Origin of the sequence: Fibrella aquatilis (assembly GCF_017353255.1) — a bacterium.
GTDB lineage: Bacteria > Bacteroidota > Bacteroidia > Cytophagales > Spirosomataceae > Fibrella > Fibrella aquatilis.
Genome location: NZ_JAFMYU010000002.1, coordinates 220,047 through 245,137 on the forward strand (window position 1 = coordinate 220,047; position 25,091 = coordinate 245,137).

A 25,091-nucleotide genomic window follows, 5' to 3' on the forward strand; every position below is an offset into this window, starting at 1 on the left:
ACGATTAACGCAATATTGAGATACTCAAGTATTTATTATATAAACTAACATAATTACTACTCATTTTCATACATTGTGATCAGTTCACCAACTAATCACATTTTGTCATGAAAAAACTATACACACATGGGTTAGTACTGGCTTTGCTTTTTATTACGCAGACAGTGTGGGCGCAACAGCCTGTTTATCATCGCATCTCGGTTAAGATCAGCCCGGAGAAGCTGGAGTACCTGTTTAACCATGGCCTGGAAGCGGATCACTTTGGTTACGAAAACAAGCAGGATTTTACGGCAGAAGTGTCGGAACAGGATGTAGCGCTGATCAAACGTAATGGCCACAGGGTGACGTACCTGATTAAAGACCTGGCGAAAAACTACGCCGCCATCAATCGCGAAATTGACCGGCAGGCGGCGCAGGTACAGCGCAACGCACGAGCGGCCACCACCACGCCCACCAACTTTAGCCTGGGCAGCTATGCCGGTTATTATTCCTTCGCCGAACTGCCGGGTATTCTCGATCAAATGCGGGCGCTGTATCCCAACCTGATTACGGTGAAAACGAGCATTGGTAACTCCAACGGTGGGCGACCAATCTACATGATCAAGATCAGTGATAACCCCGACGTAGACGAAAACGAACCTGAACTGCTGCTGAACGCGCTACACCACGCCCGCGAACCCATGAGTATCAGTCAGTTGATCTACTTCATGTGGTTTGTGATGGAAAACTACAACAGCGACAAAGAGATTAAAACGCTGCTCAATAGTTCGGAGATCTACATTGTGCCCTGCCTTAACCCCGACGGGTACGTGTACAATCAAACCACCAATCCGGGCGGTGGCGGGTTGTGGCGCAAAAACCGCCGCGCCAACGCCGACGGTAGTTTTGGCGTGGACCTGAACCGCAACTATTCGTACAACTACGCTCGCGATAACACCGGCTCGTCGCCCACCACCACGTCAGATACCTACCGAGGCACGGCGGCATTCTCGGAACCGGAAACGGCAGCCCTGCGCACCTTTGCCGCGCAACGGCAATTCGTGACGGCGTTTAACTACCACTCCTACGGCAACTACTGCATCTACCCCTTCGAGAGCCTGAACCCCAACAGCAACGCCGAACTGACCAACTTCCGCAATGCGGCCACCTATTTAACCGCCGAAAATGGCTTTAAAATTGGCAATGCGTTTGAGACGGTAGGCTATACCGCCAACGGCACCGCCCCTGACTGGCAGTTTGGCGAACAGGTGGCGAAGAGCAAGATCTACGGCTTCACCCCCGAAATCGGCGCCTCGACCGATGGGTTCTGGCCCGCTTCGTCGCGAATTTTGCCGCTTTGCCAGTCGATGGTTGCCATGAACACCAAGCTGCTGCGCCTGTCGACGTTCTATGGTCGCGCCACCGCTACGTCGCCGACAACGGCCTCATCTACAGCGGCTTCACTGGCGTATTCGTTTCAGAATTTCGGTATTAAACCGGCCAGCTATACCGTTTCAGCTACCAGCCTTAATGCTGCCGTGGCTGCTGTTGGGCCAGCCAACATACACAGCGGGCTGGGCTTTTTGGCGACCACGCCGGGTTCAATTACCTACACCGTAGCCGCCAGCACACCAGCGGGTGCGCAACTCTCCTTTGAATTGAGTGTAGACAATGGCCTGTCGGTAATTAAAGACACCGTCAACGTACTGTACTCACCATCGTGCGGTACGCCGGTTGGGCTGGCATCGTCGGGCGTGAGTGAGACGGGGGCCACGCTCTCGTGGAGTACTGTGGCAGGGGCGGCCAACTACCTGGTGTCGGTGAAGCCGAAAAACACCACCACCTGGCCCGCCGACATCAGCGTGTCGGGCACGACCTACACCCAAACGGCCCTCGCCAACGGCACCGATTATGACTGGCGCGTGAAACCCAACTGCGGCAATTACGCTCAGGCATCGTTTAAAACGCTAACGCAAACCTGCTTTGTGGAAGTGGGTGGTCAGGTGACGTTCGAGGCCGAAAATTACAAGACTGCCATAGCCGGAACCGGGGCCGCTGCGGGGTTAGCCTGGTCGCCGCTGAGCGTGAGCACGGCGTCGGGCGGGGTGACGATGACCATTGCCAACACGACAAACATCAACGTGCAAAACAGCCTGGTTGGTCCGCGGCTGGATTACAGCGTCAATTTCGTGACTACCGGTACCTATTACATTTGGGTGCGGATGGCGGCGGGTGTCAACGGCATCTACGACGATTCGTTTCACCTCGGCCTCGACGGAGCCACGCCCGTGACGCTAAGCCCCAATTTAACCAACTACAATAATGGCAGCGCCGCCTGGACGTGGATAAAAGCAGCGGGTACTACGGCCTTTAGGGTAGTCATCACCGCCCCCGGCCTGCACACGATCAACCTCTGGATGCGCGAAGACGGTGTACAGGTTGACAAGTTGGTGATGACTACCAGCACTACTTACACGCCAACCGGCACCGGCCCGGCCACGAGTGGCAGTTGCAGCAACCCGGCCCTGTTGGCGAGTCGGTCACGTCAGGCGGCTGAGGTAATTCAGGAACCCGGAGCCGCCCTGGAAGTGCTGGCCTACCCAAATCCATTTGCTGAATCGGTTACGATAAAAACGACCCCCAACGGCCAGAACCGCACGATTCGTCTGCTCAGCAGCGATGGTCGCGTGTACCATCAGTCGATGATGGATGGAACGGCCACGGAAGAAACTATGTCAACCAGAATTATCCCCGGCGGGGTTTATCTGCTGGAAGTGATCCGCGACAACCAACGCAAAGTGGTGCCCGTGGTGAAGCAGTAGATTTTCTCCTGAAAACGCATGATCTGGAAGCAACTTATTGACCCGTTCCATAACCTCACGCTATCGGTGCTGGTGGCGGCGGTGCCTATTCTGTTTATCTTCTGGGCGCTGATTATCAAGAAGATGAAGGGCTATCAGGCTAGTCTGATCGCTACAGGATTAGCCCTGCTCATTGCTGTTTTCGTGTATGGTATGCCCGTGAAACTGGCCCTGCTTTCCGTGGCTCACGGGGCAGTGTACGGGCTATTTCCCATTTGCTGGCTGGTGGTCATGGCCGTGTTTCTCTTCAACCTCACTGTGAAAAGCGGGCAGTTTGAGATCATCAAACACGTTATGGCGGGCATCACGGCAGACCGCCGGTTGCAGGCATTGCTTATCGCGTTTTCGTTTGGCTCGTTTCTGGAAGGCACCGCTGGTTTCGGGGCGCCCGTGGCGATTACGGCGGCTATGCTGGTTGGGCTGGGGTTCAACCCGCTCTATGCGTCGGGTATTTGCCTCATTGCCAATACGGCACCGGTGGCGTTTGGCTCCATCGGCATACCCATCACGGTGGCCTCGCAGGTGTCGGGCATACCCGAAATGCCCATTTCGCAGATGGTGGGCCGGACCTTGCCGCTGCTGTCGTTATTGCTGCCGTTTTACCTGGTCAGCATCATTGTCGGCATCAGAAAAGCGTGGGAGATCCTGCCAGCGGTGCTGGTATCAGGCTTGTCGTTTGCCCTGTTGCAATTTCTCTCGTCCAACTTCCTCGGCCCCGCCCTGCCCGACGTGATTGCGGGGTTGGGGTCTATCGTTAGCCTGATGGTCTTTCTCCGTTTCTGGCAGCCCAAAACTACCTGGCGCTTCGCCAACGAACCCGCCACCACGCTCATCGCTGACCAGACGAGCTACACAACCGGGCAGATTATCCGGGCCTGGTCGCCGTTTCTGGTGCTGACTATCATCATCATTACCTGGGGATTACAGCCGGTCAAAAACGGGCTGAACGCCGTTGGGCTGTTTCAGTTTGACGTGCCGGGGCTTCATAATGCTATTCAGGGTGCAGATGGGATGCTTATCGCTAAGGTGTTCAAAGTCAATTATTTATCCGCTGCCGGAACGGCTATTTTGCTGGCGGCGCTGGTGGCTATTCCGCTAGTAGGGCTAACCTACCGGCAGGGCGCGGGCGTGTTTTGGGCTACACTGAGTCAACTCAGATTCCCGATCCTGACCATCGCTGCCGTGCTGGGGTTCGCCTACATCATGAACGATTCGGGCATTACGCTCACGCTGGCAACTGTGCTGGCTGGAACAGGTGCACTGTTCCCGTTTTTCGCGCCGGTGCTGGGCTGGCTGGGCGTGTTTATCACCGGCTCCGACACCTCGGCCAATGCCCTGTTCAGCAAGATTCAATACGCCACAGCGCAGTCTATTGGCGTTGACCCGGTGGTGACGGTGGCGGCCAACGTGTCGGGTGGGGTGGTGGGCAAAATGATTTCGCCGCAGTCCATTGCCGTGGCTGCGGCGGCGGGTAATCTGGTGGGGCAGGAGTCGCAGTTGTTCCGGTTTACGGTGAAGCACAGCTTCATCCTGCTCATCATCATCTGCTTCCTGACCCTGGCACAAGCGTACCTCATCAAGTGGATTATACCGGTAAGGTAAACCTATAAGGTTTTGGAAACCTTATAGGTTTGATAATCAGCAAGTTATTATGCACTATTTTCCCAACAACTCCGCTAACCCTGATACTGGTACAAACGTACCTGCTGACGTTTCCTGCTGAACGGTACCGCCGTAGACCACATAACTGTTACTGGCGGGGTTACCACTAAGCTTATTCCAGTAGGTTAGCTGGTTGAAATAGGTTGGGTTTAGGGTCTGCCCCGCTTTGATTTCGATGGAGAGCAACGAGCCATTTTGTTCAATTAATAGATCCACTTCGCGGCCCGTTTTGTCCTGCCAGAAATAGATCGGTGCGGTCTGGCCCTGGTTGTAAAAGTGCTTGACCACTTCGCTCACTACCCAATTCTCGAACAGCGACCCGCGCATATAATACGTCTCGACCAGATCGGCGCGGCGCAAACCCAGCAAAGCGCAAACCAGGCCAGTGTCGTAGAAAAAGAGCTTGGGCGATTTCACAATGCGCTTGCTGTAGTTCTCGTGAAACGGTTCCAGCATATACACCACATAGCTCGCTTCCAGAACCGACAGCCACGACTTGGCGGTGTTCACGCTGATGCCGCTATCATTGGCCAGCGACGACAGGTTGAGCAGATTACCCGCCCGCCCGGCGCACAGCCGCAGGAAACGGGCAAAGCTGCCCAGGTCGCTGATGTTTTTCAACGACCGTACGTCGCGCTCCAGATAAGTCTGAATGTAGGCAGGGTAGAAATCGGTAGGGTCCAACTGACGGGTAATTAGGCGGGGGTAACTGCCCTGCCAGAGCAGCGTTTCCAACGATGTGGGCACGGCTTCGGCGGACTGAAGTTCGGCGTAGTTGAACGGCAGCAAACGCAGCACCGCCGCCCGCCCGGCCAGACTCTGACTGATACCTTCCATCAGCAGAAAATTCTGTGAACCGATTAAAATATAAGGGTTTTGCTGATTGCCTTGATCCACAATGCCTTGCAGGTAAGAGAATAAATCAGGCACGCGCTGCACTTCATCAAATACGGCCCCGTTTGGATAATTGGCCAGAAAACCACGCGGGTCCTGCTCGGCCAACAAACGCACGTCCGGGTCTTCCAGCAGCACGTAGGGCAATTCGGCAAACAACGAACGCACCAGCGTCGATTTCCCCGACTGACGGGGTCCGGTTAGGGAAATGATGGGGTATTGCGCTGATAATTGAATTAGCTTTGACTTTATCTGACGAGCTATAAGGTTGTCATTCAGCATATTGCAGGCATAAAACTGAAAACTGGACAAATTTGCAATCCGATTGCAAATTTGTCCAGTTTAGTTGACGAACCCAAATGGATGATCGGCTACGTTTACCTTTGCCTTTATGAACTCCCCCCAAATTCGTGACCTGACGCGCTACATGGACTCCTGGGCGCCGCCCGTTTATCAGGAATCATACGACAACGCCGGGCTGATCGTGGGTGATCCCAACGCCGTCATTACCGGCGTATTGGTGTCGCTCGATGCCACGGAAGCGGTGGTAGATGAGGCTATTGCCAGGGGTTGCAACGTCATTGTGGCGCACCACCCCATTGTGTTTCGTGGGCTGAAAAAGCTCAACGGCAAAAACTATGTGGAACGCACGGTGATCAAAGCGGTCAAAAACGATGTCGCCATTTTTGCTGCCCATACCAACCTCGACAGCGTAGCGGGGGGTGTCAACTACCACATTGCTAACCGATTGGGGTTGCAGAACGTACAGATTCTGGCTCCAAAAACGCAGGTGCTCAGCAAGCTCGTGGTGTTCACGCCCGAAGCCGACGTGCCTGGCGTACTCGCGGCCATCTACGAAGCAGGCGCGGGCCAAATCGGTGCTTACGACCACTGCTCGTTTCGGGTGGGGGGCATGGGTACGTTCCGCCCGCTAACCGGGGCACAGCCGGTGGTGGGAGCCGTGGGGCAGGATGAAACCGTACAGGAGCTACGGCTGGAAGTGATCTTGCCAACATACCTGGAAAATGCCGTAGTGCGGGCCATGACCCGGGCACATTCGTATGAGGTGCCCGCCTACGATCTCTATGCCCTCAACAATGCCAATCAGACCGTGGGGGCCGGCGCATTGGGTGATTTGCCCGAACCTATGGACGAGCTAGCGTGGCTGCGGCACTTAAAAACGAACATGAACGCGACCGTGATTCGGCATACGCCGATGATGAACAGGCCCATACGTCGCGTGGCGGTATGCGGCGGGGCGGGGAGTTTCCTGCTACATGATGCTATCAGGGTCGGTGCCGATGCCTTCGTGACGGCCGATTATAAGTACCACGAGTTCTTCGACGCCGAGGGGCGACTGATCATCTGCGACATTGGCCACTACGAAAGCGAGGTCTTTACCAAAGACCTGATTCAACAGCGTTTGGCCCAAAAATTCACTACCTTTGCGGTAATTTTAGCAGATATTGACACCAACCCGGTGCGGTATTTCTTCTAGACAGAAACAAGAGGCAAGAGCTAAGAGACAAGACAGGGAGCCTCGACGGGGCGTCTTGTTTCTCACTTCTTATCTCTTACTTCTTTCGCAATACATTCTAAAACATCACTCCCCCGAATGGAACTAACGGTAGCGCAAAAATTAGACGCACTTCTTAAACTGCAAGCCATTGATTCTCAACTGAATGACATCCGCCGTATGCGGGGCGACCTGCCCGAAGAAGTACGCGATCTGGAAGATGAAATCATTGGTTTCGAGACGCGCATCGGGAAATTCAACAGCGAGGTCAGCACCCTTCAGGAAGAAATCGACCGTAACAAGACTGTCAAGAAAGACGCCGACAAGCTCATTGCCCGCTATAAAGAGCAGCAAATGAACGTGCGGAATAACCGCGAATTCGACGCGATCACGAAAGAGATCGAGTTGCAGTCGCTGGAAATGGAACTGTCGGACAAGAAAATCGGCGAGTCGCAGTTTCGGATGCAGGGTAAGCAGGACGAAATCAACGGCACGCAGGAGACACTGAACCTGCGCAAGGAAGACCTGAAAGTGAAAAAGCAGGAGCTTGACCAGTTGATATCAGAGAGCGAAGCCGACGAGAAACAACTGGCCGTTGAGCGCGAAGAGCAAGCCAAAAACGTGGAAGCCCGCCTGCTGGTATCATACGACAAAATCCGGCACAATGCCCTCAACGGTCTGGCCGTGGTGACCGTGAAACGCGGTGCCTGCGGTGGTTGCTACAACGTGGTGCCCCCACAACGTCAGGCCGATATTAAAGACAAAAAGAAAATCATCGTCTGCGAACACTGCGGACGTATCCTCGCCGACGTCGACGCCGTACCCGAGCCAGTGAGCACGGGCAGGGGACGGTAAAAAAGGATTTACGAATTACGAGGTACGATTTACGATTTGGGCTGACGCATAAGTACAAAAGCGTCAGCCCAAATCGTAAATCGTACCTCGTAATTCGTAAATCCTTTTTATCTCATCTTCGTCCGCTTCACTAGGTATGCTGATAAAATGGGCTCGAAGCCCTGAGCGATGTCGGCTTCGATGAAGTCGATGCGGTACTGTGCGCAGCGGAGCTTCAGGTTGTGGAGGTAGTCCGTCACGGCGGTTTTGTAGGCGTCGCGCACTTGGTTGGGCTGGAGTTTCACGCGGTTGCCGGTCTCCAGGTCGATGAACTCGTAGGGGCGCTCATCAAAGGCAAAAGCCTGTTCGGTTTGGCGGTCAGTGACGTGAAAAATAAGTACCTCGTGCAGGTTGTGGCGCAGGTGTTGCAGGGCCGAAAACAGGGCATCCTGCCGGGCCGGGTCTGTTCCCGCCGAATCGAACATATCACTGAAGAGAATCACCAGCGACCGTTTATTGATCTTCTCGGCTAGTTGGTGAATCACTTCCGGGGCGCTCGTGCGGCGGTTCGGCTTTGGCGATTGCAACAGCTGATCGAGGTACGTAAACAGCTTATGCACGTGCCCCGGCGTGGACTTCACGGGCGTTTGTAGTTCAATCTCGTCGGCGAAAGTACACAGGCTCACGGCGTCGCGCTGCCGTTGTAGCATATAAGCCAAACTGGCCGCGCCCATGGCGCTGAACGTAATTTTACCGTAATCTTTTTCAGGATAATACATCGACGACGATGTGTCGATGAGCAGGTGGCAGCGGAGGTTGGTTTCCTCTTCGTAGCGTTTCACAAAGAGCTTATCGGTTTTGCCAAAGACCTTCCAGTCGATGTAGCGGGTGCTTTCGCCGGGGTTGTAGAGCCGGTGTTCGGCGAACTCCACCGAGAAGCCGTGGAAGGGTGATTTGTGCAAACCCGTGATGAACCCCTCCACGAGTTGCCGGGCCAAAAATTCGACGTTGCCAAAGGAACGTACCTGCGCTAAGTTGATCGATGCTGCCAAGGGGATTCTGGATGTTGGACGCTGGATATTGGACATTGGATCTGGACACAGTTGGCGTATTGGTGAATAACCAGACGTAGCGTAAGCAATCGCCAACTGTGTCCAGATTCAATGTCCAATATCCAGCGTCCAACATTCCAACGCCTAATATCCGATATCCAACGTCTATAAACACAAAAAAAACCTGATTCGTAGGTCCGGCGCTTTGCAAAGGGAATTGCAAAAAAAGGGCCAGCCTGTGAATCAGGTCTTAACTAAAACGGACTGTACTCGTCCGTACAGATGTGTGGTGCGGGTTGCGTCGGTACGCCTTGGCTTCCCACACCCTGGTTACTGCACCGGCACCAGACCGGGTAGCAGTGGCGAACGCCCATCGAGCGTTGGCGACTCATCGAGTTGGGCGACATAGCGGTCTTTTCCCACAACTCGTAATGTAACATTGGCCACCCCTCTTCCGAGCATTCCGATGGCCTTGGCGGCGGCAGTCGTCATATCGACGATGCGGCCTTTGTGAAACGGCCCCCGGTCATTGATCCGGATAACGACCGACTGCTGGTTGGATTGATTGGTTACTTCAACCAGCGTATTGAAAGGTAATGTGCGGTGCGCGCCGGTTAACATATGTTGTTTAACGCGCTCGCCGCTTGTTGTCCGACATCCGTTGAACCGATTGGCGTAATAGGATGCCTTGCCTGACTGCTGTGGTGCCTGTTTTTGGGGCACGCCTGTTGAGCAAGAGGTACTCAACAGTAGCAGGAGGGATGTGAATAAACTCATACAGTCTTTGGTTCGTGAAACAATAGAAGAAGACCTTTCCAAAACCGGGTTTCATAACGCCTTCATTCACCAAAAAATGCAATTCCCTACTAACAAAGATAGCAATAAAGGGCTATAGAACAAAGCGTTATGACTGCCTGATCTGTATCTAGCCTGTAGAGTAATGTCCACGAAATATGATTTTTCCAGAAAATTATATTCCCCGCTTTCTTTTTGTTGTGCCCCGCCGCACCGTATTTTGACCCGTACTATCCCTAAATTGATTGACCAGTGGACGAGCGAACGAACGAGAAAATCTATTCAAAACGGGTGCGTGCGGGCAAAAGGACCTACTTTTTCGACGTGAAGGCCACCCGTGGCAATGACTTCTACCTTACCCTCACCGAGAGTCGCCGCCTGCCGCATGGCGACGGGTTTACCTACGACAAGCAAAAGATGTTTCTCTACAAAGAAGACTTCGGCAAGTTTCTCGAAGCCCTCCAGGAAACCATCGACTACGTGAAAACCGAGCTGATGCCCGACACCGATTTCACCCAATTCGACCGCCCCGAAGCCGTTGCCGACGACCTCCATACGGAGCTAAAATGGGAATAGTACTATTTTGATCAAAGTCACCAAGCCAGCCTCGACCCCGGTCTGAGGCTTTTTTTGTAAATTTGCATTGTGTAGAGACGCAACATCCTGCGTCTCACATGCGTCAGCAATGATGTAATTATAAACTAAGCGTATTGCTGACGCGAGAGAGACGCAAGATGTTGCGTCTCTACCAGACTACCAACATCATTTTCATGGGACTTCAATGTGGCATTGTGGGTTTGCCAAACGTGGGCAAATCCACCTTATTTAACGCAATTTCGACCGGCAAGGCCGAAGCTGCCAATTACCCCTTTTGCACTATCGAACCCAACGTGGGTGTGGTGACCGTACCCGACGAACGGCTCGATTCGCTCGAAAAGCTGGTGACCCCGCAGCGGGTGGTGCCAACCATCATCGAGTTTGTCGACATTGCCGGGCTGGTGAAAGGCGCTAGTCAGGGCGCGGGTTTGGGCAATAAATTCCTGGCCAATATCCGCGAGGTAGACGCCATTGTGCACGTGGTGCGCTGCTTTGAAGACGACAACATCGTACACGTAGAAGGCCGCGTCGACCCTGTTTTCGACAAAGAAATCATCGACGCTGAACTGCAACTGAAAGATTTAGAGTCGGTTGACAAAAAAATGCAGAAGCTGGAGCGCAACGCCAAGTCGGGCGATGCACGGGCGAAGGCAGCACTCGAGACGCTGCGGTTGTACAAAACCGCGCTGGAGCAGGGCAAAAGCGCCCGCACGGTGCAGGTGTCTGCCGAAGAGCAGGAAGAGGCCATCGGCGATATCGACCTGCTGACGGTGAAGCCCGTGCTCTACGTAGCCAACGTCGACGAAGGATCGCTGCCCAACGGCAATGCCTATTCCGACAAGCTGCGGGCGGCGGTGGCCGACGAAGGTGCCGACGTAGTGGTGATTTCGGCGGGGATCGAATCGCAGATTGCCGAGATGAGCGACCCCGAAGAGCGCGAACTGTTTCTGAGCGAATACGGCCTGACCGAATCGGGTTTGAGCAAGCTCATCAAGGCGTCGTACAAACTGCTGGGCCTGATCACCTACTTCACGGCGGGCGTGAAAGAAGTTCGTGCCTGGACCATCCGCCGGGGTTGGAAAGCCCCCGCCGCCGCTGGCGTGATCCACACCGATTTCGAGAAGAAATTCATTCGCGCCCAGGTCATGAAACTCGCTGATTTCGAGCAGTTTAAAACCGAATCGGCCGTGAAAGAAGCTGGCAAACTGTCGGTAGAAGGCAAAGAATACGTCGTGCAGGACGGCGACATCATGGAGTTTCTGCACGGGGCATAACAAGGAAGTTTCCAGTTTTCAGTTTAAGAGGTTTTCAGTTGGCTGACGCAAGACCCTACGTTTGCGTCAGCCAACTGAAAACCTCTTAAACTGAAAACTTTTTAAACTGAACACATGGCTCGACCAAAGGCTTTTGCGGAACAGGATGCCCTTCAGGCAGCGATGGAAACCTTTTGGCAAAAGGGGTATCACCAGACATCGATGCAGGATTTGGTCGATGCCATGGGTATCAACCGGGCCAGCCTGTACGATACCTTCGCTGATAAGCACACGCTGTATAAGCTGGCGCTGGTGCATTATGCCGACCTGAACCGGGCCGAACTGACCGAGGCCATTGCGGAAGCGGAGTCGGCCCGCGCTAAAATCCAGCTCATCTTCGACCGGGTGGTGCAGGAGATTGTGGACGATAGCGAGCAGAAAGGGTGCTTCCTTACTAACGCCACCCTGGAAATGCTGCCCCACTACCCCGACGTGGCAACCATCATTACCGATGATACCGAGGCCCTGACCGCCACCTTGCATGACCTATTGCACGAGGGCATTGCAGCCAAAGAATTTCGGGCTAAACTGCCTGTTGATGAGGTAGTTCCGTATCTGATAAGTCAGCTGTCGGGCCTGCGGGTGCTGGGCAAAACAAATGCCAGCCCCACTATGCTAAAAGCAGTAGTAGAGCTGGCAATGAAAACGTTGTGATGTACGATGTACGAATTACGATTTACGATTTACGATTTATTGCTTACGCCGGAGCACAGGTACTATGGCGTAAGCAACAAATCGTAAATCGTAATTCGTACATCGTAAATCAGTTTAATACTCTCGGCCGATGCCGAAGTTGTAGCCTACCCCAATGGTAATCATCTGGTTACGTAGGTCGCTGTTTGCCACGGCTAACGGTGTGACGCCGTAGGTATAGCGAGCATCGACGGTGAACCGCTGCGTGGCACCCGTGCGGAAATTGGCCTGGAAACCAGCGGTAAGTCCCAAATCAGCGGCGCGGTAGGGGTTGCTTGTTTCAGGAATCACGTCGATGCTGCCCCCCTTCACAATCGTGGCGTGACTGAGGTACAGTGCCGATACCACGCCTCCGTAAATGTTTGGCCTGAAATTGCCGGACCGGTTCAGAAAATACCGGGCCGTGATGGGTACTTCGAGGTAGTTGATCCGGTAATTGAGCGATTGGTCTCCGTAGGCATTGTGGCTACCCCGTTGCGAATAGAGTACGTCTATGGCAAAGCCAAACCGGCTGACATTGCTATACATGACGCCCAAACCAGCCGACAGACCGGGCAGCAACTGATTGGTCTGGCTATCGGCTGTTTTTGTAGGGCCAACCACACCCGCGAAGTTGGTCAGGTTCAGCCCAACCCGTGGGCCAAAGCTCCACCGCTACCGCGACTGACCGAAGCTGATAGTTTGAACAAAAAAGAGTGCGGCGAAAAGAATACTATACCGTACGTTTTTCATGGCATCTGCTAAAGTTACCGCGCCCGGATTGGCAGCTTGCGGTCGCCAGGCTGGTACTGGCGACCAATGCCGAAATTATAACCTAAACCAATGGTAATCATTTGGTTACGCACATCAGTTGCTCTATACGCAATGTTTGTAATACCTTGCGTATAGCGGGCATCGACGGTAAAGTGCTGCCGTGGGCCGGTACCCCAGTTGAGTTGAATACCACCCGTTACGCCAAGGTCAGCCGAGCGGTAGTCATCGGTGGTGTTAACCGATATTTCACTGTTATTTCCCTTGATAGTCCCTACGCCGCTGAGGCGCAATGCGGGCACGGCACCCAGATAAATGTTTGGCCGGAAGTTGCCCCCTCGCGTAAGGTAATAACGCCCTGTAATGGGCACTTCTAGGTAGTTCACCCGGTTGATGCCCGTGTATTCGATATTGTTGGCAATGGTTTTGGCCTTATTTCCTCGTTGTGAATACAGAATATCTACGCCAAAACCGAAGCGGCTGATATCACTATACACAAAGCCAATCCCTGCCGATAAGCCAGGCAGCAATTCATTAGAACCATTACCATTGGTTCCCTGAGGAATACCCGGCACATTGATGCTCGTACCAGCCAAGTTAGTCAGGTTTAGCCCCACACGAGGACCCAAACTCCAGCGTTGGCGTGATTGACCGAAGCTAACGGTCTGAGAGAAAAGAAGAATAGTGAAAAGAAGGATGTAACGTGCGTTTTGCATAAAAAGATGGGAGACATTTCATGCCTACGATCAAAAGCTACGTAACTGGCTCATTATTAACTGAATAACATTAAGCATAGCAACTGATAACCTTCGGCAAAGTATAATAATTTTAAGTTTACTGATTGAACCCATAACGGTCATCAACCGGCTTTGTTTCATGAATACCCATTGTTTTCGTGAACGGCCCCGAATGGCTACTTTTACGTATTGACCCTTGCGGCGAAAAAATTGTATTCAACAAACAGAATTCATGAAAAGACCTTCCCTGTATTTCACCGACGACCACGACCTGTTTCGGCAGAGCGTACGGCAGTTTATCGAGAAAGAAGTGGTGCCCCATACCGAAGCCTGGGAGACCGCCCGCCGTATTCCGCTATCTGTTTTCGGGCGCATGGGTGAGCTAGGTTTTCTGGGCCTGCCCTACGCCGAAGCGTATGGCGGATCGGGGGCCGATTTCTGGTTTTCGGTGGTGTTTCTGGAAGAACTGGCCCGTTGCGGCATGGGCGGTTTCGTGACGGCGGTGAGCGTACACGAGTATATGGCCATCAACCATATTGCCAAGGCTGGTTCTGATGATCTGAAAGCCAGGTATTTAGCGCCCGCTATTGCCGGTCAGAAAGTGGCCGCGCTGGCTATTTCCGAACCCGACACCGGCTCCGACGTGTCATCTATCCGCTCCACGGCGATCAAAGACGGGGATCATTACATCATCAACGGGGCTAAGACGTTCATCAGCAACGGCACCTACGGCGACTTTGTCACGCTGACGGTGAAGACACGGCCGGAAGGCGGAGCCAACGGCGTGAGCCTGATCGTGGTAGACTTGGACAGCCCCGGCATCACGCGCACGAAGCTCAACAAGATGGGCTGGCACAGTTCTGACACTGCCGAAATCCGGTTCGACGACGTGCGCGTGCCTGTTGAAAACCTCATTGGCGTAGAGAATTCGGGGTTTTATTACCTCATGGAAAGCCTGCAACTGGAGCGCCTCGTGGCCGCCATCATGGCCGTGTCGGGCGCCGAAGTAGCCCTCGATTGGACACTCGACTACCTGAACGAGCGCGAAGCCTTCGGCAAGAAGATTGGCAAGTTCCAGGCCATACGCCACAAAATTGCCGACGTAGCCACCGAAATCGAGATGGCGAAGCAGTTTGTGCACCACACCTGCTGGCTTTTCACGCAGGGCGAAGTGGTGGTGAAGGAGTGCTCGATGGCGAAGCTCTACACCTCCGAAATGCAGAAGCGGGTGATCGACACCTGCCTGCAATTTTTCGGTGGTTACGGGTTCATGGAAGACTACCCCATCTGCCGCGCCTACCGCGACGCCCGCGCCGGTACCATTGCCGGGGGTACCTCTGAAATCATGCGCGAAATCATCGCCAAAATCGTCGTCGACGCCGTAGCGTACAAACCGGCGTATGCGTAAGGGGAATTTAAAGTCTAAAGTTGGCTGACCCAGGCGGTCCCGCGTCCGGGTTACGCCTGGGTCAGCCAACTTTAGACTTTAAACTCCCCTTCACAACTTCACCGCCGGGGGCCAGTCGCTGAAGGCGCGTTCGGGGTTGATGGTGCGGGCGCGGCGGGTGGCTTGTTGTTGGTCGGCGAGGGTAGTGGGGGCGCTGGGGTCTAGGGGTAGGGTAGCGACGGGAACCGGTGCTGGCGACATGGCAACAACCTCTGCCGCCGCTGTCGGTGCTTCAGCGGCCGAACGCAACGGCGATCTCCTGGCTACGACCCGACGCAGGTTTTTACCCGCGACTATTTTCGCTGGTACGGCCAAAAAAGCGGCTTTCTGGGGTGCAGAGGCTGTCTCGGCCGTTCCCAAGTCTTTTACGTCCAGCAAGACCGTGCCTGGCTCCAACTGGGGCTGCGTCACGTGCGTTACAGCCGGGATACCGCTTTTTTGCGCTACCGTGATAGCGGGGTTGGTGGTGTAGATCAGGTACAGGGCTACGCTCATCACCAGCAGCACCGACGCGGCCAGGCTGGTAACCCAGAGGGGCATCAGACGGCGGGGTGTGGCGGCTTCATGGATGCGCTCCTGAAGGGCCTCGTGCAGACTTTTGGTTTGGCGTTGCAGGCTGCTACCGGCTTGCTGAATGGCCTCCAGGCCCTCCAGCGCATCGGCGTAGATGGGGTTTTCGAGTAGTAGCCGCTCGATGCGGTGCTGCTCGGCCGCGCTGAGCTGTCCGGCCTGATAGGCCCGCAGCTCGTCGAGGGTAAGTGGTTGATTATAGGCTGAATAACTCATTTCTGTAAGATCAATTTCAGGTTACGGCGGCCGTTCTGGAGATAGCTTTTCACCTGTTTCAAGTCAAAGCCGGTGAGATCGGCCACATCAGCATAGCTTTTCTGCTGCAAATAAAACAGGTCGATGCACACGCGCTGCGGGTCGGGTAGTTGACCCAGCGCGGCGGGTAACCGGCTCAGGTGCCGTTCCAGGTCCAGCGCGGCTTCGTCCTCATCAGGCCACACGGCCAGCACCTCGTGGGTAGGCCGGTCGTCGTCGATCAGGTCCATGTCACCGTCGCCGCCTACCCGCACACGTTGCTTGCGCAGGTGCATGAGGCAGTGGTTGCGTGCCACGGAATGTAGCCAGCTTTTGAAGTTGATCACCTCATGCCGCCGCAGGTCTACAATTAGCTGTTCAAATAACTGCATCACCGCGTCTTTGCTGTCGGCTTCGTCGCGCAGGTATTTGAAACAAACGGCATAGACCAGGTCAATGTGGCGCTCGTATAATTCACCCAGCACGTCCAGGTCGCCCGTGGCCTTATACGCCGACACGAAGTCGGCATCGGCGGTGGGGCGAGCTTTGCGAAAGCGTTTGAAAAACATACGCGCAGGCTGTTTTGGGTCAGAACATCAACGACACCGTATTGATGCCGGACTACAATTATTTCCACAAACCGGTACTGACTTTTAGTATCAGAATGACTTACACGATAAGCAATGCCGGAGCAGGCGGCTTGTCTTTATCTTTATAGGCTCCTTATCAATCTACCCAGCCTATGCCCCGGTTTACTCAACTAACTGCCCTCTTTTTTCTGTTGATTTCGCTGCCTGCCCTAAGCCAGAAACGGGCGCTGACGGCGGCTGATTATGACCGCTGGCAAACGGTTCGTTCGGAAAAAATTGCCCCAGATGGTCGCTGGATCGCCTACCAGATTGACCCGCAGGAAGGCGACGGGCGGTTGGAATTGGTAAGCAGCACCGGCCCACTCAGCAGCCGGACACGCTACGCCTTTGCCCGTGGCTACATGGCGCATTTCACACCCGACAGTAAGTATCTGGTGATGCGGCTGAAGGTACCCGTGGCCGATACGCGCAAAGCCAAGTTGAAGAAAAAGAAGCCCGACGAGATGCCCAAAGACAGTCTGCTGGCCCTGAACCTGGCAACGGGCAAAATCACCAAACTCCCCAACGTGAAGTCGTTTGTGCTGGGGAAAGAGGCAGGGTCTTGGGTGGCGGTGGTGCAGGAACACAAAGAAGCTACGCCGAAAACAGGGGCCAAATCAGTGGCCCAAAAAGGCGACCAGAAGGACACGCTCAACCCGTTGCCGCCCGTGTCGACTACTGTGGCGAAGGGCAACACGAAAAAGCCCAAAGGCGACGACCTTACGCTGCTGAACATGGCCGATGGTACCACCAAAACGGTGCGCTACGTCTCGAACGTGGTGATGGCCGATAATGGACAGGCCGTTTTTTACAGCAAAGAATCGGCCACAGATTCGTTGAAAACAGGCGAAAAGAGCGTACCGGGGGTGTTTTTGTTTACCACTACAACCGGCCAAACAACGCTCATCGACACTAGTTCGGCCCGGAAGATTTATAAGGGCCTGGCCATCGACAAACCCGGCAAGCAACTTGCCTGGATGGCCTCTGCCGACAGCGCCGGGAGCGACGTGAAGGTGTTTACACTTTACTATAAAAGCCTGCTGCCCCCCGTAGCGGCCAAGGGCAAACGAGCTAAAACGACCACTGCTGAACTGCCCTACACGGTCATCGCCGACACGCTGACGAAGGCTTTGCCCAAGGGCTGGTCGGTGAATGAATACCGCGAACCGCAGTTTGCCGATGATGGGAAACGGCTGTATTTCTCGGCGTCGCCCATTGCACCGAAACCGACGAAAGACACGCTGACACCGGAGGACGAAAAAGTGAAAATGGACGTCTGGAGCTGGACCGACACGCGGCTGCAACCCATGCAGCAAAAGCGGCTAAAAGAAGAAAAAGAACGCGGTTTTCTGGCCGTCTATGACCTCCCCACCAACAGAGTCACGCTACTGGCCAACCGCGAGGTGCCCACCGTAGCGTTCGACGAGAAAGTAAATACGCGCTACCTGCTTGGCCTGAGCGACTTACCTTATCAGGTGCAATCGTCGTGGGATCCCGGTCATACCGACCTGTACCTGATTGACACACAGACGGGTGAGAAAAAGCGGATTGCCGACGACGTGATGGCGTCCAGCCCCAAACTATCGCCCGGTGGTAAGTACGCTTACTGGTTTGACGAGCGCGATTCGCTGTGGCGGGCGTGGAACATCGACGCGGGCAAACGCATCGACCTTACGCGTGGTCTTCCGGGCAAATTTTTCGACGAAGAACACGACATGCCCAATTTGCCCGGGTCCTACGGCTCGGCAGGCTGGACCACCGGCGACCGGTATTTGTGGCTCTATGACCGCTACGACATCTGGCAGATTGACCCCACTGGCACCGAAAAGCCGCTGAACCTGACGGCGGGCTGGGGTCGTAAAAACAAGATACGCCTCCGCCGCGCCAACCTGAACGACGACGATGACGCGCCTGCGCCCACACCCACGCCCGGTGCCAACCGTCGTACGCCGGAGAAGCCTATTGACCCGAAGACCGACCTGTTTTTGACGGGCATTTGGGAGAGTGACAAGGCTACGGGCATCCTGAAAAGCAAAAACGGCCTCGCCGCCACCGATCCCGCCATGCTGACCCGCAGCAACCACCGTTATTCAGGGCTGAGTAAGGCCAAGCACGCGGCCACCATGACGTTCTACCGGGGCAATTTCCAGGAGTCGGTCAACTTGTTTCAGACGGATACCACGCTGGCTACGCCCGTGCAACTTACCCGCACCAACCCGCAGCAGGACAGCATCCGGTGGGGCAGCGTGGAATTGGTAAACTGGGTTGGCACGAACGGGACGAAACTGGAGGGGTTGCTCTTCAAACCCGAAGGCTTCACCGGCGACACTACCGGCAAGAAGTACCCCATGCTGACGTATTTCTACGAACGCAACGCCGAAACGCTAAACGACTACCGCGCACCCAGCCCTAGCCGGTCAACGATAAATATTCCCTACTGCGTCTCAAACGGCTATTTGGTCTTCGTGCCCGACATTGTGTATACCACCGGTCAGCCCGGCCCGAATGCGTATGACTGCGTGGTGCCGGGGGTGCTGAGCCTGCTCAACAGGGGCTTTGTTGACCGCAGTCGGCTGGGTATTCAGGGGCAAAGCTGGGGTGGCTACCAGACGGCCTACATCGTCACGCGCACGAACCTGTTCCGCGCCGCCGAAGCCGGGGCTGCCGTAGCCAATATGACGTCGGCCTACGGGGGTATCCGGTGGGAGACGGGCGTGAGTCGGGCGTTTCAATACGAAAAAACGCAGAGCCGGATTGGGGGTACACTGTGGGATAAGCCCATGAACTACATCGAAAACTCGCCGCTGTTCTACGCCAACCGGATAGAAACGCCGCTGCTGCTGATGCACAACGACGCCGACGGGGCCGTGCCCTGGTACCAGGGTATTGAATTATTTTCGGCCCTGCGCCGCCTGAATAAGCCCGTCTGGATGCTGGTTTATAACGGCGAAGGCCACAACCTGACGCAGCGCCACAACGCCAAAGATTTAAGCATCCGCATGTACCAGTTCTTCGATCATTACCTCAAAGACGCCTCTCTGCCAATATGGATGAAAGAGGGACGTACCTCTGTGGAAAAAGATCGCGGCGAGATGAAGTATTAGGGAAAAGGTTTTTTAGACAGAGTTGTTTAGGACAGGATTATCAGGATAGCAGCGGACGCCGCGCGGGATTGACAGAATTTTTCTTTGCTATACCGAATCAATCGCAAGCAAAAAAAGAAATCCTGTCCATCCTGAAATCCTGATAATCCTGTCAAAAAACCCTTTTTTTAAATCCCCCGTCGTATTGCTTTATAAAACGCGTCGGCCACTCCTGTCCTTATATCCAGTTCGCTGATTTTATTGTTGTTGCGGGTGGGGTAGACGCGCTTGCGGAGGAAGACGTAGTTGAGGCCTACGGCGGGGTTGATCCAGGTAAAGGTGCCGGTATAGATGGCTAAATTACCGAAGCTGATATCGGGCAGAATACCACTGCTACGGCAATAATGGATGATGCTATATCCTTTTGTGGCTCGGTTCCCTGAATAATAAGTTTCTACATTATTCATTTGTTTAATTACCAAACAAAGTGTATTTTTGTATCGTCCTCCACAGGAGCGGCACCAAACTAACTGCTATGTTTCAAGGTATCTTAAACCGGCTTAACCGCCAGATTCAGCTTCTGGAGAGCGTATTAACATCCGTGCGTGATCTCATCACCGACAAGGGCGAAGCCAGCCCGGAAGTGCAAGCATACATCGACGAGGCGCTTGATGAACTATTTACCCTCTACGCTACTCGTCAGGACTTTCTAATGTAAAAAAAAAGGAGGGCTAACCACTCTTACTCACTTGTCCAAGAAAATAAATTTTATAGAATTTATTTCGTTAACCACTCGCACAATAACCACTCGTACCATGACAACCAGCGAACTCATCGCCCAAATTCAGGCTGTAGACACGCCTGAAGCAATGGCTAAAGTCGATGCCCTTATCCGTAGCCAGCCTGGCAAAATGGCCCCCGCCGTGCAGGAGGCCCTGTTGGCGAAACTGGCCGAAGTAACCCAGCAAAGCAAAGAACTGCGGGCTAACATTCGCGAAGTGCTGATGCTGAACGGCGTGGAATACCCGCTCACCGACTGGTTAACACCCGCCGCCTATGCCCGCCGCTTCGGTCTGCCCAACGTATCTACCGTTACCAACTGGATCAGTCGAGGGGTAATTCCTGCCGAGCACATCCGCGAGGTACCTTCCCTTGGCCTTCGGCTCATTAAGGCCGTAGCGCATGCCGCCCGCCAATATGAACGGGCAGCGTAGGCTTACTTTCGTATGGCTGGAAGCATAAAACAAAACCCCGCTGGTCTTACCAGCGGGGTTTTGTTTTATGCTTCCAGCGACGTGTTTATTGAATGGCCGTTGCTCCCCGTCTGATCGCCTTGTAAAACGCATCGGCGACGCCAGTGCGGATGCCTAGTTCGCTGATTTTGTTGTTGTTGCGGGTGGGGTAAACGCGGTTGCAGAGGAAGACGTAGTTGAGACCCACGGCTGGGTCGATCCAGGTGAAGGTGCCCGTGTAGCCTGAGTGCCCGTAGCTGGACGGACTGGCTAGGCGGGGGGCGTTGCCGTTGTATTTGTAGGCGGCTTTTTCAAAACCCAGCCCGCGGCGGTTGCCAAGTTCGGGGAATTGGTAGCGCGTGAATTCCGTAATCGTTTCGGGTTTGATCAACTGCCGGTCGCCGTAGGTGCCGTGTTGCAGGTAAAGCTGCGTGAGCTTCATCAGGTCGTTGGCGGTGCCAAACAGACCCGCGTGGCCCGACAGGCCGCCCAGCATGGCCGCGCCCTCGTCGTGCACCCGTCCCCAGATCAGCGTTTTGCGGAACAGCGAATCATATTCAGTGGGCACAATCCGGCTCAGCGGGTAGAACCGGCGGGGGTTATAGGTCAGCGTGTTGGCACCAATGGGCCGGTAGAGGCTGTCTTTCAGGTACCCCTCGAAATCGCGGCCTGTGATGCGCTGCACAAGCTGCGGGTAGAGATAAAACGACAGGTCGCTGTAGACGTATTCTTTCTTGGCGTTCAGCGGCGAATCTTTGATCAGCTCGAAGATGGTGCTGGGGTACTTTTTGAACAAAAACAGGCTGTCAGTCACCTCAATGGGGTATCGATTGCTGCGTTCGGCCACGAAGGTCTTCTTTTTGAAGGTGCCGTCGGGGTTTTTGGTAGCCTGCCAGAAGGGTATCCACGCCTTTAGTTTGGCCTGGTGGGTGAGCACGTCGCGCCACCGGATCGTGTCTTTGTTCGACTTCCGGTAGCCGGGCAAATACTCGCCCATGGTGCCGTCGATGTTGAATTTTCCGGCATCGACCAGGCGCATGAGGGCGGGGGTAGAGGTGCTGATTTTCGTAACCGACGCAAAGTCGTAGAGGTCGTCAAGCTGGGTAATTTCGGCTTTGCCGCCCAGGCTGGTGTCGTAGGTGTGTTTGCCGTAGGCTTTGCGGAAAATCACCTTGCCATCCTTCGCCAACTGCACTACGCAGCCGGGAAATGCCTTCGCGTTTAGCCCCAGGTTCACCACCGAATCAACCTGTTGCGCGAGGTATGCACTGCTGATGCCCACCTCTTCGGGGATCGTGTATTTCAGCCGACCAATGGGCTGAATGGTCATGCCGTCGCCCACGCGGAAGGTTTGATTGACCGTCACCGGCAACCGCCCCGACGCGCCGATGGCCCCGAAGATGAGTTGCGCCGACAGATCTTCGGTGAAATCGGTCAGCTGATAGGGCATCACCAGCGCCTTTGCACCTTCCAGATCGGGCAGTTTATCCAGCACGTAGGGGTTGCCAAACACCGTAACAATGGCCTTGCCGGTAGCCACCAGTTTCTGCACCAGTTCGGCGGTGCGGGCCTGCATACCGTATTTGGCGGGCCTGATATTGTTCAGGTGTATGCCTACCAGTACCGTATTAAACTGCCCCAGCGTGTCCAGAACGGCCTTTATTTCGGCATCTGTTGATTTCGACGACAGCACAAACGGCGTCACGGACGTATAGTCGGCAAGGCGGTTTTGGAACACCGTAGGGGCTGTGGCTTCAAGCGAAACCGAAGCAATGCGGAGCGTGTCGAGGCGTTGCAGGGGCAGATTGTTGTTGGGGTTGGCCAACACCGTGAGCGCGGCTTCGGTGAGACGACGGTTAATCACCTCCGACTCGGGGCGGTTCAGGTCGGCCACCAGGTTGTCGAGCACCACGGGGCGGTAATTGTTCAGCCCCACCCAGTATTTGGCCAGCAGCATCTTGCGGCAGCGGTCCCTGATTTCGCTTAGGGCCAGGGTCCGTTCGTCGGCGGCTTTGCAGATCTCGGTCATGGCGCGGGGTATGTTTTCGGTGAACTCGAGCACGTCCATGCCCGCTTCCAGCCCGCGCCGGTCGGCTAGACCAGAGGGAAAATATTTGGTCAGGCCCTTCATGTTCATGGCGTCGGAAAAGACCAGCCCGCCAAAGCCAAGTTCATTTTTCAGCAGCCCCGTCACGATGTTGGGCGAGAGCGTCGACGACCGGTTGCGGGTGGTGTCGAGGGCGGGCACGCTCAGGTGCGCCACCATCACGCCTGCTGCCCCGGCCCTGATCAGTTCGCGGAAGGGGTATAGTTCGAGGCTATCCAGCTGCGCCCGGCTTTTGTTGATCAGGGGCAAATCGAAGTGCGAATCGGTGCCGGTGTCGCCGTGACCAGGAAAGTGTTTGAGGGTGGTTAACAGGCGGTTATCCTGCATGCCGCGCATGTAGGCCAGGGCTTTGCGGGCCACGGCGTACTTGTCTTCGCCAAACGACCGGAAGTTGATGACAGGGTTATTGGCGTTGTTGTTGACGTCGGCGTCGGGCGCGAAATTGACGTACATACCCAGCCGCCGCATCTGCCGGGCCAGGTCGGTACCCATGTCGTAGATGAGCTTTTCGGACGTCTGCGGCATACCGCCGAGGGTCATCTGGTAGGGAAACCGCACGGTGCTGTCGAGGCGCATGGCAATGCCCCACTCGGCATCCATTGCCACCAGCAGCGGCACCGCCGACGCGGCCTGCAATCGGTTGTTGAGTTTGGCCTGCCGGATGGGTCCGCCCTGGAAAAACACCACGCCACCCAGCTTGTAGGTGCGTACGAGCGTGGTGAGCGAATCTTCGTAGCCAGCGGTCCGGTTGGAATAGCCCGCCACCATAATCAGCTGCGCAATCTGCTCGTCTAGCGGCATACGTGCCATAATGGAGTCGGCCCAGCGGCTGGCGCGGACATCGTTGCGCAGAAACGGCGGCAATGCATTGGCCGAACGGATCGGTTTTGAAGTGGGAGCGGTGCCCATTTGGGCAAAGCCGGGGGCGGCGAGGGTGAGCAGTAAAAGCAGTGCGGCAAGCGTACGTCGGCAAGCAGTCATTCCGTATGAGATCAAATTAGCTAGATCAAAAGTAACAGTTGTAGCGCAGGCTTCAGCCTGTTTCTTGATGCGAAAGCAATAGACTGCGGCCATTCTTACCCTACTTTATTGCTTTCGTGTCAAGATACAGGCTGGGCGCCCCCGGCTGAAGCCTGCGCTACATCCGCTATCTTTGATTTTTATAACGGCTACTTATGAAAACCAGCTCAATCGATGATTTTTCGGCTAGTATCGTCACCGCTGATAAACCCGCCGCCGATCCCTTATTGTTGGTGGGCGCTGTGGGGGAGGTTAGCCAATTCAACCTGTTCAATATGGCCGATTTGATGCGCACGTACCGCAGCCGGCCACCGATGACGTTTGACCGCCGACCGTTCTATAAAATCAGCCTGCTTCGTGGGCGAAGCCGGGTAGAATATACCGACCGGGTGGTGGAGATTGATCAGAGCAGCCTGTTTTTTGCCACGCCCAGAGAACCCTACCGCTGGGTGCCCTACGACCTGGCCCAGACCGGTTACTTCTGTGTCTTCACCGACGAGTTTTTGCTACCCGCCAAGAGTGGTATCGTGCTGGATGATTTACCGATTTTTCAGCCGGGAAGCTATCCGGTATGGTCCATCACCGATGCACAATACGAGGCTATTGAGGCCATATTCCAGAAAATGGCGCTGGAAATTACGTCCGACTACACCTTTAAATACAGCCTGTTGCGCACCTATTTGCTGGAGTTGATTCATGCCGGGCAAAAGCTACAGCCTGGGCCGACACAGGCGCTGCCGCACACAGCGTCGACGCGGGTAACGGCCCAGTTTACCGAACTGCTGGAACGGCAGTTTCCCCTGGGCACCCCCCGTCAGCAGTTGCGTCTGCGTACGGCCAAAGACTACGCCGACCAGTTGGCTGTACACGTCAACCACCTTAACCGGGTGCTGAAAGAAACCACCGGCCACACCACCACCGCGCTTATTGGCAGCCGGGTGGCGCAGGAGGCGCGGATTCTCCTCAAACAAACCAACTGGACTGTCTCGGAAATTGCCGAGAGTCTGGGCTTCGCCAACGTGGCCCACTTTTGCAGCTTTTTCAAACGACAGACCACCCTCACCCCCGGCTCTTTTCGAGAATGAG

General features: G+C 54.9%; 20 protein-coding genes and 1 pseudogene. 12 read left to right on the top strand and 9 right to left on the bottom strand.

Translation table 11 applies throughout. The features are described 5' to 3' along the window. Positions 1 to 107 precede the first annotated feature (107 nt). Both J2I48_RS03310 and J2I48_RS03315 read left to right on the top strand, forming a co-directional pair. The gene (locus J2I48_RS03310; RefSeq protein ID WP_207333969.1) at positions 108 to 2,801 is read left to right on the top strand and encodes a M14 family zinc carboxypeptidase; all 2,694 of its coding nucleotides are present in this window, start codon (positions 108 to 110) and stop codon (positions 2,799 to 2,801) included. A gap of 18 nt (positions 2,802 to 2,819) precedes the next feature. Continuing rightward, the gene (locus J2I48_RS03315; RefSeq protein ID WP_207333970.1) at positions 2,820 to 4,442 is read left to right on the top strand and encodes an L-lactate permease; all 1,623 of its coding nucleotides are present in this window, start codon (positions 2,820 to 2,822) and stop codon (positions 4,440 to 4,442) included. A gap of 54 nt (positions 4,443 to 4,496) precedes the next feature. Here the strand turns inward: J2I48_RS03315 and J2I48_RS03320 are convergent, their stop codons facing one another. After that, the gene (locus tag J2I48_RS03320) at positions 4,497 to 5,678 is read right to left on the bottom strand and encodes an ATP-binding protein (protein ID WP_207333971.1); all 1,182 of its coding nucleotides are present in this window, start codon (positions 5,676 to 5,678) and stop codon (positions 4,497 to 4,499) included. A gap of 109 nt (positions 5,679 to 5,787) precedes the next feature. Here J2I48_RS03320 and J2I48_RS03325 point away from each other — a divergent pair, with 109 nt between their 5' ends. Both J2I48_RS03325 and J2I48_RS03330 read left to right on the top strand, forming a co-directional pair. Beyond that, the gene (locus tag J2I48_RS03325) at positions 5,788 to 6,894 is read left to right on the top strand and encodes a Nif3-like dinuclear metal center hexameric protein (RefSeq protein WP_207333972.1); all 1,107 of its coding nucleotides are present in this window, start codon (positions 5,788 to 5,790) and stop codon (positions 6,892 to 6,894) included. A 117-nt stretch (positions 6,895 to 7,011) separates the two neighbouring features. Further along, positions 7,012 to 7,767 (top strand): zinc ribbon domain-containing protein, encoded by a 756-nt coding sequence (locus tag J2I48_RS03330; protein WP_207333973.1) that lies wholly within the window; start codon positions 7,012 to 7,014, stop codon positions 7,765 to 7,767. A 107-nt stretch (positions 7,768 to 7,874) separates the two neighbouring features. Here J2I48_RS03330 and J2I48_RS03335 read toward each other — a convergent pair whose 3' ends face one another. Beyond that, positions 7,875 to 8,798 carry a DUF58 domain-containing protein gene (locus tag J2I48_RS03335; protein WP_207333974.1) on the bottom strand — a complete coding sequence of 308 codons (924 nt, stop codon included), beginning with the start codon at positions 8,796 to 8,798 and terminating at the stop codon, positions 7,875 to 7,877. Between the two features lie 330 nt (positions 8,799 to 9,128). Further along, positions 9,129 to 9,575, bottom strand: coding sequence for a septal ring lytic transglycosylase RlpA family protein (locus J2I48_RS03340; RefSeq protein ID WP_207333975.1), 447 nt, complete (start codon positions 9,573 to 9,575; stop codon positions 9,129 to 9,131). Positions 9,576 to 9,845: 270 nt separating this feature from the next. Here J2I48_RS03340 and J2I48_RS03345 point away from each other — a divergent pair, with 270 nt between their 5' ends. From J2I48_RS03345 to J2I48_RS03355, 3 genes are all read left to right on the top strand, one after another. Then, positions 9,846 to 10,169 (top strand): DUF3276 family protein, encoded by a 324-nt coding sequence (locus tag J2I48_RS03345; protein WP_207333976.1) that lies wholly within the window; start codon positions 9,846 to 9,848, stop codon positions 10,167 to 10,169. A gap of 194 nt (positions 10,170 to 10,363) precedes the next feature. Beyond that, positions 10,364 to 11,464, top strand: a complete 1,101-nt coding sequence (gene ychF, locus J2I48_RS03350) for a redox-regulated ATPase YchF (protein WP_207333977.1) — start codon at positions 10,364 to 10,366, stop codon at positions 11,462 to 11,464. 114 nt (positions 11,465 to 11,578) lie between these two features. After that, positions 11,579 to 12,157 (top strand): TetR/AcrR family transcriptional regulator, encoded by a 579-nt coding sequence (locus tag J2I48_RS03355; RefSeq protein ID WP_207333978.1) that lies wholly within the window; start codon positions 11,579 to 11,581, stop codon positions 12,155 to 12,157. Positions 12,158 to 12,271: 114 nt separating this feature from the next. On the opposite strand, the pseudogene J2I48_RS03360 reads toward J2I48_RS03355, so the two are convergent. Beyond that, positions 12,272 to 12,838 (bottom strand): annotated as a pseudogene (locus J2I48_RS03360) (porin family protein); the annotation flags it as partial. A 104-nt stretch (positions 12,839 to 12,942) separates the two neighbouring features. Beyond that, entirely contained in the window at positions 12,943 to 13,662 is a 720-nt protein-coding gene (locus tag J2I48_RS03365) for a porin family protein (RefSeq protein WP_207333979.1), read from the bottom strand. Between the two features lie 253 nt (positions 13,663 to 13,915). On the opposite strand from J2I48_RS03365, the gene J2I48_RS03370 reads away from it, so the two are divergent. After that, positions 13,916 to 15,091: an acyl-CoA dehydrogenase family protein gene (locus J2I48_RS03370; protein ID WP_207333980.1), complete on the top strand. Its 1,176-nt coding sequence runs from the start codon at positions 13,916 to 13,918 to the stop codon at positions 15,089 to 15,091. A 90-nt stretch (positions 15,092 to 15,181) separates the two neighbouring features. Here the strand turns inward: J2I48_RS03370 and J2I48_RS03375 are convergent, their stop codons facing one another. Next, complete coding sequence (locus J2I48_RS03375; RefSeq protein ID WP_207333981.1) at positions 15,182 to 15,916, bottom strand: hypothetical protein; 735 nt, start codon at positions 15,914 to 15,916, stop codon at positions 15,182 to 15,184. Beyond that, positions 15,913 to 16,503 carry an RNA polymerase sigma factor gene (locus tag J2I48_RS03380; protein ID WP_207333982.1) on the bottom strand — a complete coding sequence of 197 codons (591 nt, stop codon included), beginning with the start codon at positions 16,501 to 16,503 and terminating at the stop codon, positions 15,913 to 15,915. Before J2I48_RS03380 ends, J2I48_RS03375 begins: the two co-directional genes overlap by 4 nt. A 173-nt stretch (positions 16,504 to 16,676) precedes the next feature. Here J2I48_RS03380 and J2I48_RS03385 point away from each other — a divergent pair, with 173 nt between their 5' ends. Next, complete coding sequence (locus J2I48_RS03385; RefSeq protein ID WP_207333983.1) at positions 16,677 to 19,667, top strand: S9 family peptidase; 2,991 nt, start codon at positions 16,677 to 16,679, stop codon at positions 19,665 to 19,667. Positions 19,668 to 19,834: 167 nt separating this feature from the next. Here the strand turns inward: J2I48_RS03385 and J2I48_RS03390 are convergent, their stop codons facing one another. Then, a complete protein-coding gene (locus J2I48_RS03390) occupies positions 19,835 to 20,113 on the bottom strand; it encodes a hypothetical protein (RefSeq protein ID WP_207333984.1) in 279 nt (92 codons plus the stop codon). Positions 20,114 to 20,181: 68 nt separating this feature from the next. On the opposite strand from J2I48_RS03390, the gene J2I48_RS03395 reads away from it, so the two are divergent. Further along, positions 20,182 to 20,364, top strand: a complete 183-nt coding sequence (locus J2I48_RS03395; RefSeq protein WP_207333985.1) for a hypothetical protein — start codon at positions 20,182 to 20,184, stop codon at positions 20,362 to 20,364. 97 nt (positions 20,365 to 20,461) lie between these two features. Beyond that, positions 20,462 to 20,860: a hypothetical protein gene (locus tag J2I48_RS03400; RefSeq protein WP_207333986.1), complete on the top strand. Its 399-nt coding sequence runs from the start codon at positions 20,462 to 20,464 to the stop codon at positions 20,858 to 20,860. 85 nt (positions 20,861 to 20,945) lie between these two features. Here J2I48_RS03400 and J2I48_RS03405 read toward each other — a convergent pair whose 3' ends face one another. Continuing rightward, positions 20,946 to 23,966, bottom strand: a complete 3,021-nt coding sequence (locus tag J2I48_RS03405; protein ID WP_207333987.1) for a serine hydrolase domain-containing protein — start codon at positions 23,964 to 23,966, stop codon at positions 20,946 to 20,948. Positions 23,967 to 24,160: 194 nt separating this feature from the next. On the opposite strand from J2I48_RS03405, the gene J2I48_RS03410 reads away from it, so the two are divergent. After that, positions 24,161 to 25,090: a helix-turn-helix domain-containing protein gene (locus J2I48_RS03410; RefSeq protein WP_207333988.1), complete on the top strand. Its 930-nt coding sequence runs from the start codon at positions 24,161 to 24,163 to the stop codon at positions 25,088 to 25,090. Position 25,091: the final 1 nt, after the last annotated feature.

Coding starts and splice junctions, on each gene's coding strand:
- J2I48_RS03310 (WP_207333969.1), top strand. CDS start 108: ATGAAAAAACTATACACACATGGGTTAGTACTGGCTTTGCTTTTTATT.
- J2I48_RS03315 (WP_207333970.1), top strand. CDS start 2,820: ATGATCTGGAAGCAACTTATTGACCCGTTCCATAACCTCACGCTATCG.
- J2I48_RS03320 (WP_207333971.1), bottom strand. CDS start 5,678: ATGCTGAATGACAACCTTATAGCTCGTCAGATAAAGTCAAAGCTAATT.
- J2I48_RS03325 (WP_207333972.1), top strand. CDS start 5,788: ATGAACTCCCCCCAAATTCGTGACCTGACGCGCTACATGGACTCCTGG.
- J2I48_RS03330 (WP_207333973.1), top strand. CDS start 7,012: ATGGAACTAACGGTAGCGCAAAAATTAGACGCACTTCTTAAACTGCAA.
- J2I48_RS03340 (WP_207333975.1), bottom strand. CDS start 9,575: ATGAGTTTATTCACATCCCTCCTGCTACTGTTGAGTACCTCTTGCTCA.
- ychF (WP_207333977.1), top strand. CDS start 10,364: ATGGGACTTCAATGTGGCATTGTGGGTTTGCCAAACGTGGGCAAATCC.
- J2I48_RS03355 (WP_207333978.1), top strand. CDS start 11,579: ATGGCTCGACCAAAGGCTTTTGCGGAACAGGATGCCCTTCAGGCAGCG.
- J2I48_RS03365 (WP_207333979.1), bottom strand. CDS start 13,662: ATGCAAAACGCACGTTACATCCTTCTTTTCACTATTCTTCTTTTCTCT.
- J2I48_RS03370 (WP_207333980.1), top strand. CDS start 13,916: ATGAAAAGACCTTCCCTGTATTTCACCGACGACCACGACCTGTTTCGG.
- J2I48_RS03375 (WP_207333981.1), bottom strand. CDS start 15,916: ATGAGTTATTCAGCCTATAATCAACCACTTACCCTCGACGAGCTGCGG.
- J2I48_RS03380 (WP_207333982.1), bottom strand. CDS start 16,503: ATGTTTTTCAAACGCTTTCGCAAAGCTCGCCCCACCGCCGATGCCGAC.
- J2I48_RS03385 (WP_207333983.1), top strand. CDS start 16,677: ATGCCCCGGTTTACTCAACTAACTGCCCTCTTTTTTCTGTTGATTTCG.
- J2I48_RS03390 (WP_207333984.1), bottom strand. CDS start 20,113: ATGAATAATGTAGAAACTTATTATTCAGGGAACCGAGCCACAAAAGGA.
- J2I48_RS03395 (WP_207333985.1), top strand. CDS start 20,182: ATGTTTCAAGGTATCTTAAACCGGCTTAACCGCCAGATTCAGCTTCTG.
- J2I48_RS03400 (WP_207333986.1), top strand. CDS start 20,462: ATGACAACCAGCGAACTCATCGCCCAAATTCAGGCTGTAGACACGCCT.
- J2I48_RS03405 (WP_207333987.1), bottom strand. CDS start 23,966: ATGACTGCTTGCCGACGTACGCTTGCCGCACTGCTTTTACTGCTCACC.
- J2I48_RS03410 (WP_207333988.1), top strand. CDS start 24,161: ATGAAAACCAGCTCAATCGATGATTTTTCGGCTAGTATCGTCACCGCT.